The sequence below is a fragment of the Paraburkholderia metrosideri genome (assembly GCF_904848625.1).
In the GTDB taxonomy this organism is placed as follows: domain Bacteria; phylum Pseudomonadota; class Gammaproteobacteria; order Burkholderiales; family Burkholderiaceae; genus Paraburkholderia; species Paraburkholderia metrosideri.
Window position 1 is genome coordinate 23,600 of sequence record NZ_CAJHCP010000026.1, and the last position, 18,131, is coordinate 41,730.

The 18,131-nt window shown below is 59.8% G+C and carries 21 protein-coding genes, 3 tRNA genes and 1 pseudogene; 9 read left to right on the forward strand and 16 right to left on the reverse strand.

The window, feature by feature from the left end; all coding sequences use genetic code 11:
* Positions 1-13: 13 nt before the first annotated feature.
* From hemW to rph, 3 genes are read right to left on the reverse strand one after another with little or no spacing between them, the layout of a single operon-like run.
* A complete protein-coding gene (gene hemW / locus LMG28727_RS33080; RefSeq protein ID WP_201646515.1) occupies positions 14-1,243 on the reverse strand; it encodes a radical SAM family heme chaperone HemW in 1,230 nt (409 codons plus the stop codon).
* Positions 1,240-1,887 (reverse strand): RdgB/HAM1 family non-canonical purine NTP pyrophosphatase, encoded by a 648-nt coding sequence (gene rdgB, locus LMG28727_RS33085; RefSeq protein WP_201646516.1) that lies wholly within the window; start codon positions 1,885-1,887, stop codon positions 1,240-1,242. Before rdgB ends, hemW begins: the two co-directional genes overlap by 4 nt.
* Positions 1,880-2,620 carry a ribonuclease PH gene (gene rph / locus LMG28727_RS33090; protein ID WP_201646517.1) on the reverse strand — a complete coding sequence of 247 codons (741 nt, stop codon included), beginning with the start codon at positions 2,618-2,620 and terminating at the stop codon, positions 1,880-1,882. The genes rdgB and rph overlap by 8 nt, the downstream gene beginning before the upstream one ends.
* A 346-nt stretch (positions 2,621-2,966) precedes the next feature.
* Between rph and LMG28727_RS33095 the strand changes: the two genes are divergently transcribed.
* The 5 genes from LMG28727_RS33095 (at position 2,967) to LMG28727_RS33115 (ending at position 7,963) form a co-directional block, all read left to right on the forward strand.
* Positions 2,967-3,890: a YicC/YloC family endoribonuclease gene (locus LMG28727_RS33095; RefSeq protein WP_201646518.1), complete on the forward strand. Its 924-nt coding sequence runs from the start codon at positions 2,967-2,969 to the stop codon at positions 3,888-3,890.
* Between the two features lie 17 nt (positions 3,891-3,907).
* Positions 3,908-4,588 (forward strand): guanylate kinase, encoded by a 681-nt coding sequence (gmk, locus tag LMG28727_RS33100; RefSeq protein WP_201646519.1) that lies wholly within the window; start codon positions 3,908-3,910, stop codon positions 4,586-4,588.
* A 60-nt stretch (positions 4,589-4,648) separates the two neighbouring features.
* Complete coding sequence (rpoZ, locus tag LMG28727_RS33105) at positions 4,649-4,852, forward strand: DNA-directed RNA polymerase subunit omega (RefSeq protein WP_006025620.1); 204 nt, start codon at positions 4,649-4,651, stop codon at positions 4,850-4,852.
* Positions 4,853-4,962: 110 nt separating this feature from the next.
* On the forward strand, positions 4,963-7,320 hold the full coding sequence (locus tag LMG28727_RS33110) for a RelA/SpoT family protein (protein ID WP_201646520.1): 2,358 nt from the start codon (positions 4,963-4,965) through the stop codon (positions 7,318-7,320).
* 154 nt (positions 7,321-7,474) lie between these two features.
* The gene (locus tag LMG28727_RS33115) at positions 7,475-7,963 is read left to right on the forward strand and encodes a phage protein NinX family protein (protein ID WP_201646521.1); all 489 of its coding nucleotides are present in this window, start codon (positions 7,475-7,477) and stop codon (positions 7,961-7,963) included.
* A 107-nt stretch (positions 7,964-8,070) separates the two neighbouring features.
* Here LMG28727_RS33115 and LMG28727_RS33120 read toward each other — a convergent pair.
* A tRNA-Arg gene (locus LMG28727_RS33120) sits at positions 8,071-8,147 on the reverse strand.
* A 78-nt stretch (positions 8,148-8,225) separates the two neighbouring features.
* Positions 8,226-8,302, reverse strand: a tRNA-Arg gene (locus LMG28727_RS33125).
* Between the two features lie 130 nt (positions 8,303-8,432).
* On the opposite strand from LMG28727_RS33125, the gene greB reads away from it, so the two are divergent.
* Positions 8,433-9,002, forward strand: a complete 570-nt coding sequence (gene greB / locus LMG28727_RS33130; RefSeq protein ID WP_201646522.1) for a transcription elongation factor GreB — start codon at positions 8,433-8,435, stop codon at positions 9,000-9,002.
* A 27-nt stretch (positions 9,003-9,029) separates the two neighbouring features.
* On the opposite strand, the gene LMG28727_RS33135 is transcribed toward greB, so the two are convergent.
* The 4 genes from LMG28727_RS33135 to LMG28727_RS34905 form a co-directional block, all read right to left on the reverse strand.
* Positions 9,030-9,326, reverse strand: coding sequence for a transposase (locus LMG28727_RS33135; RefSeq protein ID WP_201646523.1), 297 nt, complete (start codon positions 9,324-9,326; stop codon positions 9,030-9,032).
* Between the two features lie 109 nt (positions 9,327-9,435).
* On the reverse strand, positions 9,436-10,584 hold the full coding sequence (locus tag LMG28727_RS33140) for a porin (protein ID WP_201646524.1): 1,149 nt from the start codon (positions 10,582-10,584) through the stop codon (positions 9,436-9,438).
* A 532-nt stretch (positions 10,585-11,116) separates the two neighbouring features.
* On the reverse strand, positions 11,117-11,365 hold the full coding sequence (locus LMG28727_RS33145; protein WP_201646525.1) for a hypothetical protein: 249 nt from the start codon (positions 11,363-11,365) through the stop codon (positions 11,117-11,119).
* A gap of 305 nt (positions 11,366-11,670) precedes the next feature.
* Positions 11,671-11,844: a hypothetical protein gene (locus LMG28727_RS34905; RefSeq protein WP_201646532.1), complete on the reverse strand. Its 174-nt coding sequence runs from the start codon at positions 11,842-11,844 to the stop codon at positions 11,671-11,673.
* A gap of 34 nt (positions 11,845-11,878) precedes the next feature.
* Between LMG28727_RS34905 and LMG28727_RS34910 the strand changes: the two genes are divergently transcribed.
* Positions 11,879-11,998: a S1 domain-containing protein gene (locus tag LMG28727_RS34910; RefSeq protein ID WP_407945895.1), complete on the forward strand. Its 120-nt coding sequence runs from the start codon at positions 11,879-11,881 to the stop codon at positions 11,996-11,998.
* A gap of 359 nt (positions 11,999-12,357) precedes the next feature.
* On the forward strand, positions 12,358-13,512 hold the full coding sequence (locus tag LMG28727_RS33160) for an exonuclease domain-containing protein (protein WP_201646526.1): 1,155 nt from the start codon (positions 12,358-12,360) through the stop codon (positions 13,510-13,512).
* A 114-nt stretch (positions 13,513-13,626) separates the two neighbouring features.
* Here the strand turns inward: LMG28727_RS33160 and LMG28727_RS33165 are convergent, their stop codons facing one another.
* Together LMG28727_RS33165 and LMG28727_RS33170 are read right to left on the reverse strand one after the other, a co-directional pair.
* Entirely contained in the window at positions 13,627-14,223 is a 597-nt protein-coding gene (locus LMG28727_RS33165) for a chorismate mutase (RefSeq protein ID WP_201646527.1), read from the reverse strand.
* 287 nt (positions 14,224-14,510) lie between these two features.
* Entirely contained in the window at positions 14,511-14,660 is a 150-nt protein-coding gene (locus tag LMG28727_RS33170; RefSeq protein WP_042321669.1) for a hypothetical protein, read from the reverse strand.
* A gap of 671 nt (positions 14,661-15,331) precedes the next feature.
* On the opposite strand from LMG28727_RS33170, the gene LMG28727_RS33175 reads away from it, so the two are divergent.
* Entirely contained in the window at positions 15,332-15,535 is a 204-nt protein-coding gene (locus tag LMG28727_RS33175) for a hypothetical protein (RefSeq protein ID WP_201646528.1), read from the forward strand.
* Positions 15,536-15,804: 269 nt separating this feature from the next.
* Here LMG28727_RS33175 and LMG28727_RS33180 read toward each other — a convergent pair.
* The 5 genes and pseudogenes from LMG28727_RS33180 to LMG28727_RS34715 all read right to left on the reverse strand — a co-directional run.
* A tRNA-Thr gene (locus tag LMG28727_RS33180) sits at positions 15,805-15,880 on the reverse strand.
* A gap of 65 nt (positions 15,881-15,945) precedes the next feature.
* Entirely contained in the window at positions 15,946-16,962 is a 1,017-nt protein-coding gene (locus LMG28727_RS33185; protein WP_201646529.1) for a class 1 fructose-bisphosphatase, read from the reverse strand.
* Between the two features lie 135 nt (positions 16,963-17,097).
* Complete coding sequence (locus LMG28727_RS33190) at positions 17,098-17,553, reverse strand: HigA family addiction module antitoxin (protein WP_201646530.1); 456 nt, start codon at positions 17,551-17,553, stop codon at positions 17,098-17,100.
* A 16-nt stretch (positions 17,554-17,569) separates the two neighbouring features.
* Positions 17,570-17,852, reverse strand: a pseudogene (locus LMG28727_RS33195) (type II toxin-antitoxin system RelE/ParE family toxin).
* 201 nt (positions 17,853-18,053) lie between these two features.
* Positions 18,054-18,131, reverse strand: a 78-nt coding sequence (locus LMG28727_RS34715; RefSeq protein ID WP_328811583.1) for an IS3 family transposase, incomplete at its 5' end; no start/stop codon positions are given.

The window sequence follows — 18,131 nt, forward strand, 5'->3', positions numbered from 1 at the left end:
CGTCGCTCAGCAATTACTGCGGATCTTTCAGAAACAGCTCTTGCAGATCGTTCAGGAACGCCTGGCCGAGCGGCGTGGGTGCGATTTTTTCGTGATCGCGCGTGATCAGCTTGCGCCGTTCCGCTTCCTGCAAAGCCGGTTCGATCGACGTCATCGACATTCCCGTGCGCTCGATAAATCTGTGCACCGGAAACCCTTCCACGAGCCGCAACGCGTTCAGCATGAACTCGAACGGCAGATCGCGGGGCCCGACTTCATGCTCTTCCTGTACCGCCGTGCCGGCCCTGGCCTGCTCGATGAAGGTGGTGGGGTGCTTGTAACGCACCTGACGCAGCACGCGATTCGGGAATGACAACTTCGTATGCGCGCCCGCGCCAATGCCGAGGTAGTCGCCAAAGCGCCAGTAGTTCAGGTTGTGCTTGCTCTGCCGATGCGGCTGCGCATACGCGGACACCTCATAGCGTCCATAACCGGCCGCCACCGTGCGCTCATGAATCCAGTCCTGCATGTCCGCCGACGCGTCGTCGTCGGGCAGCGCGGGTGGAAATTTCGCAAACAGCGTGTTCGGTTCGAGCGTCAGGTGATACAGCGACAAATGCGGCGGCGCGAACGACAACGCCGTTTCGATATCGGCCTGACATTCGGCGAGCGTCTGCCCGGGCAGCGCAAACATCAGATCGAGGTTGAAGTTGTCGAACGTGGTCGAGGCCACCTCGACCGCATGACGCGCTTGCGTCGAATCGTGAATCCGGCCGAGCGCCTTCAGATGCGCTTCATTGAAGCTTTGAATCCCCACCGACAGCCGGTTCACACCGCTCGCCCGAAACTGCGCGAACTTGTCGGCTTCGAACGTGCCTGGGTTGGCTTCGAGCGTGATTTCCGCGTCGGCGTCGAGCGGCAGCAGCGCGCGGATATCCGACAGCATCCGGTCGAGCCCCGCTGCCGACAGCAAGCTAGGCGTGCCCCCGCCGATGAACACCGTATGCACCTGCCGTCCCCAGACCAACGGCAACGCCAGTTCGAGATCGGCACGCAGCGCGTCGAGATACTCGGTCTCCGGGAACGTGTCGCCCTTCCACTCGTGCGAGTTGAAATCGCAATACGGACACTTGCGTACGCACCACGGAAAATGCACGTACAGCGCCAACGGCGGCAGCGACGTCAGGCGGATGCTGCCCGGCGACGTGAACGCCTTGATGACGCCATTGCCGATATCGGCCGGCGCCGGCTTGATCGGAATCACGCTTCCTCCGTGAGCCGCGCGAGCAGTTGCTGTAACGCAATCGCGCGATGGCTGCTGGCGTTCTTCACGGCCGGCTCCAACTCCGCGGCGCTCGCGTTCAGCGACGGCAAAAAGAAGTACGGGTCGTAGCCGAAGCCGTTGTCGCCGCGCGGAGCGTCGAGAATTTCGCCATGCCAGCGGCCTTCGGCGATCAGCGGTTCGGGGTCGTCCGCGTGACGCACGAACACCAGCACGCAGAAGTAATAGCCGCGGCGATCGGTTGCGTGCTGCAGTTCGGCAACGAGGCGCGCGTTATTCGCCGCGTCGCTTTTCTCGCCGCCCGCGAGTTGCGCGAAGCGCGCCGAATAGACGCCGGGCGCGCCGCGCAATGCGCGAACGCACAGGCCGGAGTCGTCGGCGAGAGCGGGCAGGCCGGTGAGCTTTGCCGCGTGACGGGCCTTGGTCAACGCGTTTTCGACGAAAGTCGGATACGGCTCTTCTGCTTCCGGCACGTTCAACGCGCCCTGCGGAATCAGTTCGATGCCGGCCGCGCCGAGCAGCGCCGCGAACTCGCGCAGCTTGCCCGCGTTGTTCGACGCGAGCACGACTTTCTTCAACGGCGCGTCTGCCAGATGCGCGCCACTGTTCCGGCTAACTTCACTCACTCTTTTGCTCCAGCGCGGCTTTCTGCATGCCGATCAGCGTGTTGATGCCGTCGCTTGCCAGATCGAGCAGCGCGTTCATTTCGTCGCGCGAGAAGGGCACGCCTTCAGCGGTGCCCTGAATTTCGACGAAGCCGCCCGCGCCCGTCATCACGACGTTCATGTCGGTGTCGCATTGCGAGTCTTCGTCGTAGTCGAGGTCGAGCACCGGCAGGCCGTCGTATACGCCCACCGAAATCGCGGCGACATAGTCGGTGATCGGCGAGCTGTCGATACGGCCCGTGGCCAGCAGCTTCGCCACGGCGTCATGGGCGGCCACGAACGCGCCGGTGATGCTGGCCGTACGCGTGCCGCCGTCGGCCTGGATCACGTCGCAGTCGATATGCAGCGTACGCGCGCCGAGCTTCTCCAGATCGAACACCGAGCGCAGCGCGCGGCCGATCAGCCGCTGGATTTCCTGGGTGCGGCCGGTTTGCTTGCCGCGCGCCGCTTCACGGTCGCTGCGGGTATGCGTGGCGCGCGGCAGCATGCCGTATTCAGCGGTGAGCCAGCCTTGACCGCGATCACGCAAGAACGACGGCACGCTTTCGGCAATGCTCGCGGTGCAGATGACCTTGGTATCGCCGAACTCGACCAGCACCGAGCCCTCCGCGTGCTTCGTGTAATGGCGCGTGATGCGCACGTCGCGCAGCTGATTGGCCTGGCGGCCGCTGGGGCGTTGGGTGTCGTTGGTCATGTTGGGATGGGTCTGGAAGAAATGCGGAGGGAAAGCGCAATTTTACAGCCGATCGGGCGGGACGGTCATGCGACGTCATCGGTGCGTAGCGTCTGCGGGCGACACGGCGGCCGGCAATGCACGGCAGTGCAGGGCAATGCAGCGCCACGCAAGGCCACGATGGGCTCGCCGCGAAGATTGCCGATACTTCGCCTATGCGCGCTCGACCGCATGGACTCTCGCTTTCAGCGGGGTGCGTCCGGTAAAAATGGGATAATACGGATTCTCCGCCCCGCGTCTCGTACACGCCGGGCGATTCACTTCTTGGACGGGCTTTCAACCCCCGTCCACAATCGCGAGAAATACGATGATCTACAGCATGACTGGCTATGCGAGCGCCACGCGCGAACTCGTCGCGGCCTCGGGTACAGGCGGCGTGAGCGTGTCGGTCGAACTGCGCACAGTGAACTCGCGCTTTCTCGATCTGAACTTCCGCATGCCGGAAGACGTGCGCGTCTGCGAACCGACGCTGCGCGAAATGCTGATGAACAAACTGTCGCGCGGCAAGGTGGATATCCGTATCAATCTGCAACGCAGCGAGCAGTCGGCTAACGCAGGCTCGGTCAATACCGACGCGCTGAAGCAACTGGCGCTGCTCGAACGCACGGTGCTGTCCACGTTCCCCGAAGCGGGCCGTCTGCGCACCGGCGAAATTCTGCGCTGGCCTGGCGTGCTCGCCGAAAGCGGCGTGGCGCCGGAAGTGCTGCGCGAGGCGGTGCTCGCGTGCGGCAAGCAGGCCATCGTCGACCTGATCGACGTGCGTGCGCGTGAAGGCGCGCAACTGGCGACCATGCTGATCGCCAATGTCACCGAAATGGAAGCGATCGTCACGAAGATCACCCCGCTCGTGCCGGAGCTGATCGCGAAGCATCAGCAGAAGATCGTCGAGCGTTTGCAGGAAGCGCTTGGCATCGCCGCGCCGGATACCGCCGCGACGATCGTCTCGCGCGAAGAAATCAACGAACGGATTCGCCAGGAAGTGACGATGTACGGCATCCGTATCGACATCGCCGAAGAACTGTCGCGCCTCACGGCTCACCTGAACGAAACGCGTCACGTAATCGAGAAGGGCGGCAAGGTCGGCAAGCGCCTCGACTTCATGATGCAGGAGCTGAACCGCGAAGCGAACACGCTCGGCTCGAAGGCGGCGGCGAAGGAACTCGCCGATTCGTCGATGACCCTGAAGCTGCTCATCGAACAGATGCGCGAGCAAGTACAGAATCTGGAATAAAGCTGGAGCACCAACACATGACCGACCACTCACGCGAAAGCGGCGCACCGCGCAACCCGTACGCCGGCGCTTATCCCGGCAACCTGTTCATGGTCGTCGCGCCGTCGGGCGCGGGCAAGTCGACGCTGGTGAACGCGCTGCTTGCGGGCGACGACGCGATCCGTCTGTCGATCTCGTACACGACGCGCCCGCCGCGCCCGAAGGAACAGGACGGCGAGCACTACCACTTCACCACCGTCGACGACTTCATGAAGCGTCACGACGAAGGCGAGTTCCTGGAAAGCGCGGAAGTGCATGGCAACTATTACGGCACGTCGCGCGTATGGATCCAGGAGCAGATGAAAAGCGGCCATGACGTGCTGCTCGAAATCGACTGGCAGGGCGCGCAGCAGGTGAAGAAACAGTTTCACAACGCGGTCGAGATTTTCATCTTGCCGCCGTCGCTCGAAGCGCTCGAAGAGCGTCTGAAAAAGCGCGGCCAGGACGAGCCGAACGTGATCACGCGACGCCTGCTGGCAGCCGGTAGCGAGATGGCGCACGCGGCCGAAGCAGAGTATGTCGTGATCAACGAGAACTTCGATCGCGCGTTGAGCGAACTGCAGTGCCTCGTCGCCGCAACGCGTTCGCGCTTCGCATCGCAATATGCACGCCACACGCAGCTTTTCGTGCAGCTCGGCATTCACCTGCCGCACGCGTGAGCGCGGCGATGTGTCGAGCACATAAGGTAGAATAAGCAACATACTGAGAAGGAACCCAACATGGCCCGCATTACTGTCGAAGACTGTCTCAAACAGATCCCGAACCGTTTCGAACTCGCGCTTGCCGCAACCTATCGCGCGCGTCAGCTCGCGCAAGGCCACACGCCGAAGATCGAAAGCCGCGACAAGCCTACCGTCGTCGCACTGCGCGAAATCGCAGCCGGCCAGGTGGGTGTTGAAATGCTGAAGAAGGTGCCGGTTTAACGCGCACTATTGCGTTTTCGATTGCTGTACCTGTCATACGCTTTAGCTTTACCTCCTCGTTTTAACGCGCAGACCCAGGCGTCCAACCCCCAACCGCTACGGAGGCGACCATGAGTGCTACCCCGCCCACCGCTACGGAAGTGGATCACGACGCCGACTCACCCTCGTCCGCGCGCAAATACATCGACGCGGTTCTCGAACAGTCGTTCCGCCATCTGTTCGGGCCAACCGCCACGCCGGAGCAACCGCGCCGGCATGACGTCGTCTCCATTGCCAAACTGACCTCGCTCCTTTCCGGCTATCTTCAGCCGGAAGAGATCAAGGACATCAAGGCAGCGTTCCATTTCAGCGACGAAGCCCACCTCGGCCAGTACCGCCAGAGTGGCGAGCCCTACATCACGCATCCTGTTGCCGTTGCTGAAATGTGCGCCGGCTGGAATCTCGACGCCCAGGCCATCATGGCGGCGTTGCTGCATGACGTGATGGAAGACCAGGGTGTGACCAAGGCCGAACTCGCCGAGCGTTTCGGCGCGAAGGTCGCGGAACTGGTTGACGGGTTGTCGAAGCTGGACAAGATGGAGTTCCGCAATCGCGAGGAAGCGCAGGCGGAAAACTTCCGCAAGATGCTGCTCGCGATGGCGCGCGACGTCCGCGTGATTCTGGTGAAGCTCGCCGACCGGCTGCACAACATGCGCACGCTCGGCGCGGTGCCGCCCGCCAAGCGCCGCCGCGTGGCACGCGAAACGCTGGATATTTATGCGCCCATCGCGCACCGGCTTGGCCTGAACAATACTTATCGCGAGCTGCAGGACCTGAGCTTTGCGAACTTCAATCCACATCGCTACGCCACGCTCGAAAAAGCCGTCAAGTCGGCGCGCGGCAACCGGCGCGAAGTGGTGGGCAAGATTCTGGAGTCGGTGCAGCGCGCCATTGCCGACGCTAAGATCGACGCCGAAGTCACCGGCCGCGAGAAAACCATCTTCAGTATCTACAAGAAGATGCGCGACAAGCAGTTGTCGTTCTCGCAGGTGCTCGACGTGTATGGCTTTCGTGTGGTGGTCGAGAGCGCGCTGGAATGCTACACCTGCATCGGCGCATTGCATGCTTTGTACAAGCCCGTGCCGGGCAAGTTCAAGGACTACATCGCAATTCCGAAGGTGAACGGCTATCAGTCGTTGCACACCACGCTCGTCGGCCCGTTCGGTGCGCCGATCGAGTTTCAGGTGCGCACGCGCAAGATGCACGAGATCGCCGAAGCCGGCGTGGCCGCGCACTGGCTGTACAAGAACGGCAGTGCCGATCTGAACGATGTGCAGAAGCGCGCCCATCAATGGCTGAAGTCGCTGCTCGACATTCAGAGCGAAGCGGGCGATTCGAGCGAATTCCTCGAGCACGTCAAGATCGACCTGTTCCCGGACGCGGTCTACGTGTTCACGCCGAAGTCGAAGATCATGGCGCTGCCGCGCGGTGCCACGGCGCTCGACTTCGCGTATTCGATCCACAGCGACCTTGGCAATCAATGCGTCGCGGTGAAGATCAACAACGAGTTGTTGCCCCTGCGCACCGAGTTGAAGAGCGGCGATATCGTCGAAGTCATCACGGCGCCGTATTCGAAGCCGAATCCAGCGTGGCTCGGCTTTGTGCGCAGCGGCAAGGCGCGTTCGGCTATCCGCCACTATCTGAAGACAATGCGCCTGAACGAGTCCGTGCAACTCGGCGAGCGTCTGGTCGATCAGTCGTTGAAGGGCTACGGCCTCGCGCTGTCAGATGTCACGCCGGAAGCGTGGGAAAAGCTGGTGCAATGGACGGGCAACAAGAACCGCCAGGAAATTTTCGCGGACATCGGCTTGGGCCGGCGTGTCGCGGCGGTCATGGCCAAGCGCATCGAAGTGCTGATGAGTGGCCGTGATGCCGACGACGACGGCTCGCGTTCCGGTTCGAATGCACCGCATGCGCCGCCGGTGGTCATCACGGGCACTGAAGGGATGTCGGTGCAACTGTCCGCATGCTGCCGTCCGATTCCGGGCGACGACATCATGGGCTACATCGGCATCGGCCTCGGCATGGCAATCCACACTACGGACTGCCGCGTTGCGCAGCGCATCCACAAGCGCGATCCGGGTCGCTGGATCGACGTGGCGTGGGCGCCGCAGCCGGGGCGTCTGTTCGATGTCGCCGTCAAGGTGCTGGTCAAGAACACCAAGGGCGTGTTTGCCCGTGTGGCTGCCGACATCACGTCGGCGGACGCGAACATCGTCCATATCGCAATGGACGAAGATCTGTCGCAGGAATCCACCGTGCTGCGCTTTGTGATCCAGGTCAGCGACCGGGTCCATCTGGCCAATGTGATGCGCCGGGTTCGCACGAACCCCGACGTCATGCGCATCGCGCGTGAGCGGCCGAGTGACGAGGGGCATCACCGTCACGATGGCGGCATGCGGATAGATCGCGAACGGGCCGATTACTGATCGTCCGTGACTGTGCCCGGGTTCGTTCCAGCGTGCCCGGGTTTTTTAATTGCCCTCCGCTTTGTCTCCCGCGTTTTTTCGACGCGTCGCTTTTCTTAAATCTGAACGTGCCGGCCACGAGCGAGTCTCACCTGAAATTCTTGGGAGAACGCTAATGAATGTTGCCGACCTCGATGGCATGGCGCTCGATTATTGGGTAGCCCGCAGCCTGCACGACTTCGTGCGCGAAATCTATTTCACCGACAGTGGCGAGACTGTTTCGATTCGCGGTAATGACCGTGGTCGCGCGTGGGATGGCCGGTTCACGCCGTCCACGTCATGGGAGGCGGCGGGCACAGTGCTCGAGCGCGCTCAGCGACTGGAAATGCGCGAGGAGACCGATGCCGACCTGGCCTATTGCGTGGCGACGTTCGAAGGCAGTCATCGAACGGCTGAAGGGCGGGGTGACTCGCTGCGGGCTGCGTTGCTTAGGGCGTTTGTTGAAAGTCGTTTCGGCGCAAGCGTAGACGATGTGCTGCGCGAGCCACAAGCACTGACCGGTGACCGGGCTCACCGGATCGGCGAGCCGACTCCAGATGGTTCAATCGACGATGTGCCGAGTCCGGACGGACAGATTGGTGATATTCAGTCGCCACCGCGATAACGGTGCCTGAAAACCAGCGAGGTGGGGTGGAGCGGTGCGTTTCGGCGCTTGCACAAAACCGTGCTGCAAAAACAAAGGGCCTTCCGATCGGAAGGCCCTTCAATAGATGGTGCGGCTGGCAGGATTCGAACCCACGACCCCTTGGTTCGTAGCCAAGTACTCTATCCAACTGAGCTACAGCCGCACGCTAAACGGTAATGCATTACTGCAATGAAACTTGGATGAAGCCGAGGACTTTCCGGAAGAAAACCCTCAAATAAGTTGGTGCGGCTGGCAGGATTCGAACCCACGACCCCTTGGTTCGTAGCCAAGTACTCTATCCAACTGAGCTACAGCCGCACACAGAAACGAGATTATAGCCAATGGTTTTGCAAAATGGAAGCCTGTAACTGCGATTTGTCTGCTGGCCCTGATCGTGTACCCTTGATAGGCAGTCGCTTGCCGCTGTTAATGCACTATCTGGATCATCATGAACAAGGCCTTTGTCAAAGAGTCGAGTGAAGAGAATGACGACGACCTCGACGTCGCCCAGCCGGACGTCCCGGCAGGGACCAAGAACTACATTACGCCAGCCGGCTACCGGCGCATGCGCGATGAACTGTTGCATCTGATCGACGTCGAGCGGCCGGAAGTGGTCAAGCTCGTGTCGTGGGCGGCCTCGAACGGCGACCGCTCGGAAAATGGCGATTACATCTATGGCAAGCGCCGCTTGCGTGAGATCGATCGGCGAATCCGCTTTCTGACCAAGCGTCTCGATCTTGCCGAGATTGTCGATAGCAGCAAACAGGAGAATATCGACCAGGTGTTCTTCGGCGCGACCGTGGAGTACGCGACTGAAGACGGCGAGGATCATAGGGTGACGATTGTCGGTGTCGACGAAGTCGATCTGGATATTGGCTATGTGAGCTGGATTTCGCCGATTGCGCGTGCGCTGCTAAAAGCAAAGGTCGGCGACACGGTGACCTTGTACACGCCGGCCGGTCCGCAGCCGATCGATATCGTCGACGTCAAATATCCGCCGCCTGATCCGGGCGGCTGACGGCTAATGCCCAACGGCCAACGCGAATCAAGCCGTCTCGATGAGATCGGCTTCTTCGTGTGGAGCACAGCGCTCGCTAGTGCCGGCGCGTGTTTCTGTCAGTAGCGCGCGCACCTGCGCCAGCACGCCGTTGCGCTTCCAGTGCAGATACCTCGCGTAGCAGGTCTGCTGCGCCGGAAAGTGCATGGGCAGATACATCCAGCGCTCGCCCGTATGTTCGATCCACAGAATGGCATCGAGGACGGCGCGCGAATCGGCGGCTGGACGGCCCCCGTGGTCTTCTGAGCGCCCGACGGCGGGAACAGGTGTCGAATGCACATCCATTCAGCGTCTGACAGCCGGTCCATCTTGTCTCCTCGTTTATTCGCACGCCGCGCTATTAAAAAAGGCGCCGCGTACGGCGCCTTCGATTCGGCGAGTTGTCTCGCGGCTTTCAGAAGCGGTGGCGCAAACCCGCGGTCACGGCAATCTGTTTGTTGTTGCTGGAAGCGGAGCCCAAGCCATTGATGTTGGCGTCGACGATCGCGCCTTCGTTGACTTGCTGATACACGCCTTGCAGGTACACGTCGGTACGCTTGGACAGTGCATAGTCGGTTTGCAGATTGAACTGGTTCCAGTGCGGCCGCGTTCCGGCCAGACTTCCGCGCGTGTACGTGTAGCCGCCGGCGATGCTGACAGCTGGCGTCAACGCGTAGCGCGCGTTGGCTTCAAAGTTCTGGAAGTGGGCGCTGTTGCTGGCAAAGCCGACCCCGCCCGTTTCGCCCGATGCCGCCGCGCCGATGCCCACGAGGTTGCCCAGATTCGTCTGCGAATAAACGAGGCCGAGCGTGGCCGGTCCGATCGCGTAGTTAGCGCCCGCGCCCCAGGTTTGCTGGCGGCCGGCGAAGAAGGTGTTGTCGCCCGATACCGCGCCGCCCGAGTTGAACGCCGCCGCGGCAGCGCCTGCGCCGTTGCTGTTCAACTGCATGTAAGCGCCGGCGATATTCAGGCCGTTCCAGTTGTACGACACGCCCGCACTGTATGCGCGGTTGTTGGCAAAGCCATCCGCCTGATTCGAGAAGCCGTACAACGCACCGAACTTCAGACCGCCATAGTTCGCGCTCTGATATTTGACCGAATTGTCGATACGGAACGAGTTGTTCAGGTTGTCGTTGTCGAACGGGTGCGCGAACTGTGTGCCGCCGTATTGGGTGCCGGTCAGCGCCAACGGGCCGACGTAATCGACCATGCTGTCATATTGACGACCGAGGGTGACGGAGCCGAAATCGTTACTCGACAGGCCGACAAACGCTTGCCGTCCAAACAGGCGGCCCTCTTGCCCAAGGTTGCCGTTAGCGATATTGAAGCCGTTTTCCAACGTGAAAATCGCCTTCAGGCCGCCGCCCAGATCTTCTGAGCCACGCAGACCAAACCGGCTGCCATTGATCTGGCCACTCGTCATTTGCCAGTTACTGTGACCTTGCTGATTATTCGTATAGGTGATGCCGGCGTCGATCAAGCCGTATAGCGTCACGCTGCTCTGCGCCTGCGCAGCGGAGGCAAAAACGCCCGTAAGGGCCGCGACCATGAGTGTCTTCTTCATTTCGTAACTCCGCGAACGATAGAGATACCGAACCCCGGCTTAGGAAACCTTTGAAGCGGGTGCTGCGAGAGACGTAAGTGCCCGTGAGAAGCGCGCTGACCAGAAAAGCGCGTTGGTTTCCGGTTAGGCAGAGTGTAAAGAGGCCATCTGTAAAGTGGGCATTCCGATTTTCGCAATAAAGTATTACGCGATTCGAAATTGTGAGCGAATGACGCGCAGCCCTTATAAATAAAGGCGGAGGGCAGTATTGACGGGATGAAAAACAAGAGATGTTTGAAACACGTTGCTCATTCGCGACACTCATCGATGCGAAAAAGCAACGCTATTTAACGAAAACGGCGATTGTTGTTAATGCCGCAATAGATGCTTGCTGATCGTGGAAATGATGGGAATTCGCCGAGCGGCTATACTGAGAGTTCTGCTTTTCGAGGCAGACTTTTTCGTTGACGAAAAAGATCTCCAAACCTTTGTCAGCGCGACTTAATCGTCGCGCTTTTTTTTTGCCGTCGATTTGCGGCGCTATTGAAGCGGGTCAGTGCGCGGGCGCGGTGCCGTCCAGGTCAGCCCAGTCTTCCGATGTGGGGACGCTCCAGTCTTCCATAACGTAGCGGCGCGCATCCATGGGCGAGGACAACAGGTTTTGCCAGTGATCCCCGTGCCACATAGGATCAAACTCGAAAGCGGACGATGTTTCGGCAGTCGGCGCAGCGCTGACGGAAGGCGTCTGCGCATGCGAATGAGTGAGCCAGGTGACGAGGCGGCGGATTTCGTTAAGCAGCATGGCAATCTCCTCATACTCGTTACTACAACGACCAGTCCATCATGCCGATGCGAATGTGCCGCAACAAGTCGGAAAAACACTTACTAAAAACAGGTTTTGTTACATCTGATTGGGCGCTGAAATTATTGCCGCCTGAGTTTTTTGTTGAACCAGATGAGGTAATAATGTCTTGCGCTCAATTAATCAGTTAGTTAATCGTCAATTCCTATTTAGGGTGCGCTTCGCATTGTCGTGGTGTCCAGCCTCCGAAAGGCACTAGAAGTTCACCAGGTGATGATTTAGACTCTGCGAAAAAACAGCAAGCTTTAGTAGGCCAGCCCGGTTGTATGAAGCCGGCGTGGCTTTCGCGTCAAAAAAAGTGTAGCGGCGGCTTTATCCCGCTTGGGGACTACCCAGTTTGAAAAATCATCATGGAATAACTGGACATCGACGCTGGTATCGCCAACTGATTCGGCGATGCGAAGGGCTTTGGGCTTCATCACTTCTGGTCCGTAGTGGGACGGCGATCTGTTCGTGCGCTTCTCGGGGATTCGCTCGGCGGGCTTTAAATCGTGGAAGGAAAGCCAGCGCATTCCCTTTAGCATCAAGGCCGGCCCCAAGGGCATGCAGGCCGCGAACATTCAGCCGCTTTAGGCGTCACGGCGCGGCACGCGTGGAGAATACGCCGGGTTGCGCAAGTTCATGCCGGATAGCGAAGGCTTTTTTATTACCTCGCGACGTTTTCATCGATCTGCATTGCACGACTATCCGCTCTCACGCCATTCGCTTAATTCGTCAAAGCGTGCGAAAGAGTTGGGCCGATTTTTTTGAGAGCTGCGAAAGCGTAATAAAGCAGCTTGATGGACAAATCCAGATCCAGCCGCAAATGAATCACCCGCAAAAAGGGTTCTCCGTGCGGTAATCGCGCATCGTCCAATGCGCTGGAATCTGGGTGGGCCGTGGCTAACTGGTGCATACTTGCTGCCAAGTCACGTGTCTAAAGTATCCTTTTCATGTCTGAACAGCTTTTGCCGGAACCGGCCCTGGGTGTACCGATTGTCTTCGTCGATCTCGAAACCACTGGCGGTTCCACCAGCGAGCATCGCATTACCGAAGTGGGTGTCGTCGAAGTAGGGGCCGCCGGCGTGTCGCGCTGGAGCAGCCTGGTCGACCCGCAGCAGTCCATCCCATCATTCATCCAGCAACTCACCGGTATCACGAATGCGATGGTGCGCGGCGCGCCCACTTTTGACGCCATCGCGCCGGCTCTGTTCGAGCGCCTGAATGGAAAGCTCTTCGTCGCGCACAACGCCAGTTTCGATCGCGGCTTTCTGCGGGGCGAATTTCGCCGCGCCGGGATTGCGTTCGATCCGGATGTGCTGTGTACGGTGCGTTTGTCGCGCGCATTGTTTCCCGCCGAAAAGCGTCACGGACTCGACGCGCTGGTCGAGCGTCACGCGCTCGTGCCGTCCGATCGTCACCGCGCGCTTGCCGACGCCGATCTGATCTGGCAGTTCTGGCAGCGTCTGCATGGTCTGGTGCCGCTCGACGTGCTGCGCGCGCAGATCGAGCGAACCACGCGGCGTTACCGGCTTGCCGGAGACATCACGGAAGATCTACTGGACACCGCGCCAAGCGGTTGCGGCGTCTATGCGTTCTATGGCGAGGAGGACTCGCCGCTGTACGTCGGGCGAAGTGTGCGCGTACGGCAGCGGCTGCGTTCACATCTGACCGGCGAGCGGCGTTCGTCGAAGGACATTCGGCTCGCGCAGCAGGTGCGGCGCGTCGAGTGGCGCGCAACCGGCGGCGAGCTGGGCGCGATGCTGGTCGAGGCGCAATGGATCGCGACGTTGCGCCCCGGCCATAATCGGGTGCCGCGCGTCACAAAGAGCGATCCTGCGGATGCACCGTGGCCATTCCAGGGGCCGATCGTCTTTGAGGAGCGAGAAGAGGCGTCGCAGGCGCGGGCTTTTCACGTCGTCGACCGTTGGCGTTACGTCGGGCATGCTCCGTCGCTGGATCAGGCGGCTGAGTTGTATGCGACGAGCGCCACAGCGCCATTCGAACTGTCGACCTATCGCATTCTGCAGAGTCACCTGGCGCGAGGTCTTCGCGTGATGCCGTTGAGCGTGCAAAGCGTCGCGTCGGTCGTGTCGAGCGTCGTCTGATTGTCGCCGACGCGTCAGCGCCGGCGTACCTCGTTTTATTTCCGTCGATTCATGGCGCGGTGGCGAGCGGTCAGACTCAACGTCATTTCTGCTCTTTCTCCTGCGTCGGCCGGGTCAACCGGTCGCGCCAACACCCCCGGTTTCGCAGACGTGACCGAGTGCGTGACTCAACGCGCTCGAATGCGTCGAGTCGTAGCGGGTTAGCGATTTCCAGCTAGCCAGCGACTGCGCGACGCGCGATGGACAATCGTCCGTTGCGCGAACCGGCTGCACGCGAGCAAGGGCCGCCACGAGGGATTGCGTCAACCGGTCCAGTTGCGGGCGCGTGCTGGCGGCGAGGTCGGGTGCGGGTCCTTGCGGCGGTTGTCCATTGCGCCAGGTCGCAAATAGTGCGTTTTGCACATCCTTGCTGGCGTCGATCTGATCCTGGAAGAAAGCGCGCGCGAATGCCGGATCGACATTGGCCGCTATGGCGCGCTTCTCCACGTCGGCGAGCAACGCATTTTCGCGCGGCGTGTCGGTGATCGCCTGATGATTGGCCCATTTCCAGCGAGCAACCGGTTCCGCGAGCGCGAGGCGCTGCGAAGCGAGTGCGATCAGGTTGGTGAGTGCGGTGTCGTCGCCATCGGCGACAGCGGAGGTGGGCGTGAACGCAGCGCAAGCGGCTAACGCGAGTGCACATGACACGGCGAGGCGAAACGAACGGTTCATGGAAGTTGAGCGGGGTCGGGCGACCACAGAGGAAAACCAGAAGAATAAATGATGGCGGCCGTCAGGATATTTTCGGTGAACGAAAATCGGCGAGGCAGCGTTTCGACGGAGCGGCACTCGGTAGGGGGCGAGCGCAATCAGACGCCGGGGCCATGTGCCCAAGCGCCGCCCGAATCAGGCGATCTGATTCAGCGTCACTATGCGGACGTAACACTGCGCAATAGGGCGGATACAGTAACCGCACATTCGATATGCGGATAGCAATGCTGCGTCGCGCCACCGCGCAATTACTTCGAATCGCACGACTTACGTTGTTCGTCGAAAAATGCGCGAACGTGCTCAGGCAATTCGGCACCCAGAAACTCGACGCCAGCGGGTTCCGGATCCGGGCAAAATACTTTATCCGGGGTCGGAATCTTCGTTGGTTTGGCATCCATGATCTTTCTCCTTTACAAACCGATTATCGGCCTCAGTCCCCGCTTCGCACCAGCGTCCAACGTACGTAGCTTCTTCTCTGTTGCTTTAACGGCACAAGGCAACACTTCAGCAGAGTGTTTGAATAGAATTTATTGTCTGGCTACACCCGCGGGGTTTTCTTCTGCGCCCATCCCGTCAGCTCAATTTCTCCTGCCGTTTGCTTCCTCGCCTTGCTCCGTCTGCTGTTCAGCCGATTGATCCGTTTTGCTTATATGTGATGCGCTTCACATCGTTTCATGTGAATAAATCATGACGAAAATTGATGCGTTGCGACATCGGCACAATTTGCACCATATCCGACTGAACGTTCGTTAATTACCGCTCGGTTCTTTCGCAGATTTCCGCCGCTAATCTTTTCTAAACGATTCATTTCCCCGATTCGTTGACGGGATCGAACACTTTTTCAAAGATTTTTTGCAAAAATTAACAAACTCGTGAGTGATGCGGAGTTTGGGCTCAGGCGACACGTCTGCGGTTTATGCCAAAAGCTCGTCATTGGATGACAAATCGGTCGGCGCGCTAATCGCTACCTATGCTTGAAGAGGTTATCTATTGGGCTACGTGCAGTGGCCAACGGACGGCGCTGCGTGTGCCGGAGAAGATGCCAGCGTCGCCATTCACGGAGTTCGCCATGGAAAACGCTGTCTACTGGAAAGGACGTCAGGTCGGAATCGAATGTGCCGGCCGGATCTTATGGTTTTCGTCGGCACCGCAGGAGGCGGTCGCGGCGTATTCGGTGCCGCAGACGAAGCCGGTCGGGATAGAGAAAGATTCGGTCGTGGCCCGCAATCTGGTCATGACGCCGGCCTATGACCGATTGGGCCGTCGCGATTGAAATGGCATTTGTTGCGCACGGCTTCGCAGAGAGCCGCAGCTCGGAATGTCATCGACCCGGGTGTTTGGGCTCCGGCGGCTCAAAATCGAGCTGGCTTTAGCTACGCAATTGCACGAAGCAGTTCACGTTCGGCATGGCTATTTGAAGAAGGCCAACTCAAAAGCGGTGTCGAGTTCTAGTGGGCCGTCCCACGTTGATACGAACCGCCTGCGCGACGTCAGAAAGCAAAAAGCCCAGTCACGAGGACTGGGCTTTTTGCTTGAATCTTGTGGTGCCGGAAAGAGGAATCGAACCCCCGACCTTCGCATTACGAATGCGCTGCTCTACCGTCTGAGCTATTCCGGCATCAGGAGAAACGAGATTATAGGGACTTCTTTATTGACTTGGCAAGCCCCTCTCGCTCACTTTTTTCATTTTTTTGCTTCGAGGTGATACCGGGTTACGCGATCGACCTCGTTCTTCGAACCAAGGAACACCGCGACACGCTCGTGCAGGCTCTTTGGCTGGATGTCCAGAATGCGTTTTTCGCCGTTGGTCGCAGCACCACCGGCCTGTTCGACGATGAACGCCATCGGGTTCGCTTCGTACATCAGGCGCAGCTTGCCCGGCTTGTCGGGCGTGCGCTTGTCGGCGGGATACATGAAGATGCCGCCACGATTCAGAATACGGTGCACGTCCGCGACCATCGAGGCGATCCAGCGCATGTTGAAGTCGCTTTGACGCGCGCCGTCCTGGCCCGCTTTCAGTTCGCCGATGTATTGCTCGACCGGCGCATGCCAGTGGCGCTCATTCGACGCGTTGATCGCGTATTCACGCGTTTCGACCGGGATGCGCATGTCGCTTTGCGTGAGCACCCACGATCCGAGTTCGCGGTCGAGCGTGAAGCAGTTCACGCCATTGCCGGTGGTCAGCACGAGCACGGTTTGCGGGCCGTACACCGCGTAACCCGCAGCGACCTGTTGCGTGCCGGGTTGCAGGAACGATTGTTCGGTAGGTTGCTGGCCGTCCGGGCAGCGCAGCACCGAGAAGATCGTGCCGATCGACACGTTGACGTCGATGTTCGACGAACCGTCGAGCGGATCGAACACCAGCAAGTATTCGCCCTTCGGATAGTTGGCCGGGATCGGGAAGAACTGTTCCATTTCCTCGGACGCCATCCCGGCCAGGTTGCCGCCCCATTCGTTCGCTTCGAGCAGGATTTCGTTCGAGAGGATGTCGAGTTTCTTCTGCACTTCGCCCTGGACGTTCTCGCTACCGGCCGTGCCGAGCGCGTCGCCAAGTGCGCCTTTGCTGACGTGATAGCTGATCGCCTTGCACGCGCGCGCGACGACTTCGATCAACAGGCGCAGATCAGCCGGGAGGTTATTGGTCTCGCGCTGCTGTTCGATCAGGTACTTCGAGAGAGTGGTACGACGTTGCAAAGCCATTGCTGTACTCCGGGAAGGCTAGAGGAATGAGTCGATTTTAACCGCTCGTTGTGTCGGGCCCGTGCTTTTGATGACGACGCCCACATGGCAACGCCTCGCGCTTAAGGCATGGCACGGCCGGATCAGGTTGGACGCTCAGGCTTTGCGGCGCGTTTTGCCGGCCGCGAGGTTGCTGCTTACGCTCACCGCCAGCGCGGCGGCGCGTGCGTGATCGGCAGACACCTTTGGCATTTTGGGGCGGTCTGCTTTGGGCATGGGTTCGATCTCGCGTTCGATCTGCTCGCCAGCGGCTGCGGTGGCCACGCGCAGGTCGTACGCGATTTGCAGGTTGAGCCAGAACTGCGCGCTGGCGCCGAAGTAGCGTTCGAGTCGCAGCGCGGTGTCGGCCGAGATCGCGCGTTTGCCGCGAACCACGTCGTTGATGCGCGGTGCTGGCACGCGCAACGCAAGCGCGAGTGCATTGACCGACATGCCAAGCGGTTCGAGGAACTCGCTGCGCAAGATCTCGCCCGGATGGATTTCCGGAATGCTGTCGCCGGTATCGATGTCGGAGAAATCGATACCGCCTAGTTCGGAGCGTTTGATGACCATGCCGGTCTCCCAATAATCAGTGATAGTCGACAATCTCGACATTCAGCGCGTCTTCGCCGACGAAGTGAAAACAGATGCGTCATTGCGCATTGATCCGGACACTCCATTGCCCAGCTGCGCTGGCCTTGCAACGCTTCGAGCCGGTTGCCGGGCGGTGCATGCAGGTTGTGGACGGAATTGGCGGCGTCGATCATCAGCAGCTTGCGTCGTGCGAGCGCCTGTATATGAAGCGGCAATGACTGCACGTATTTGCCCTGGAAGATTCTCGCCGTAGCTTTGTCGCCGAATGTCGTGATCATGGGATCGTATAATGTATTGCGTTAAACGTAAACCGTTAAATGAATACGTTTACTTTCACCCCACCCGAGCGATCTGAACAGTCGGCCAGATGGCCAACGCGGAGTCCCGCCGCACGCCTTGCGCACGGCCGCCTTCACGAAATCGGGACGAAAAAAAGCCGGCAAAACTGAACCGACCCCGCAAAGTTGGACAGTTGTTGGCTAATGCCGTGAGGGCTGGGTTCTGTACATCACAGGACTCAGCCCTTTCAGCTTGAGCTTGATGCGGTGGTGATTGTA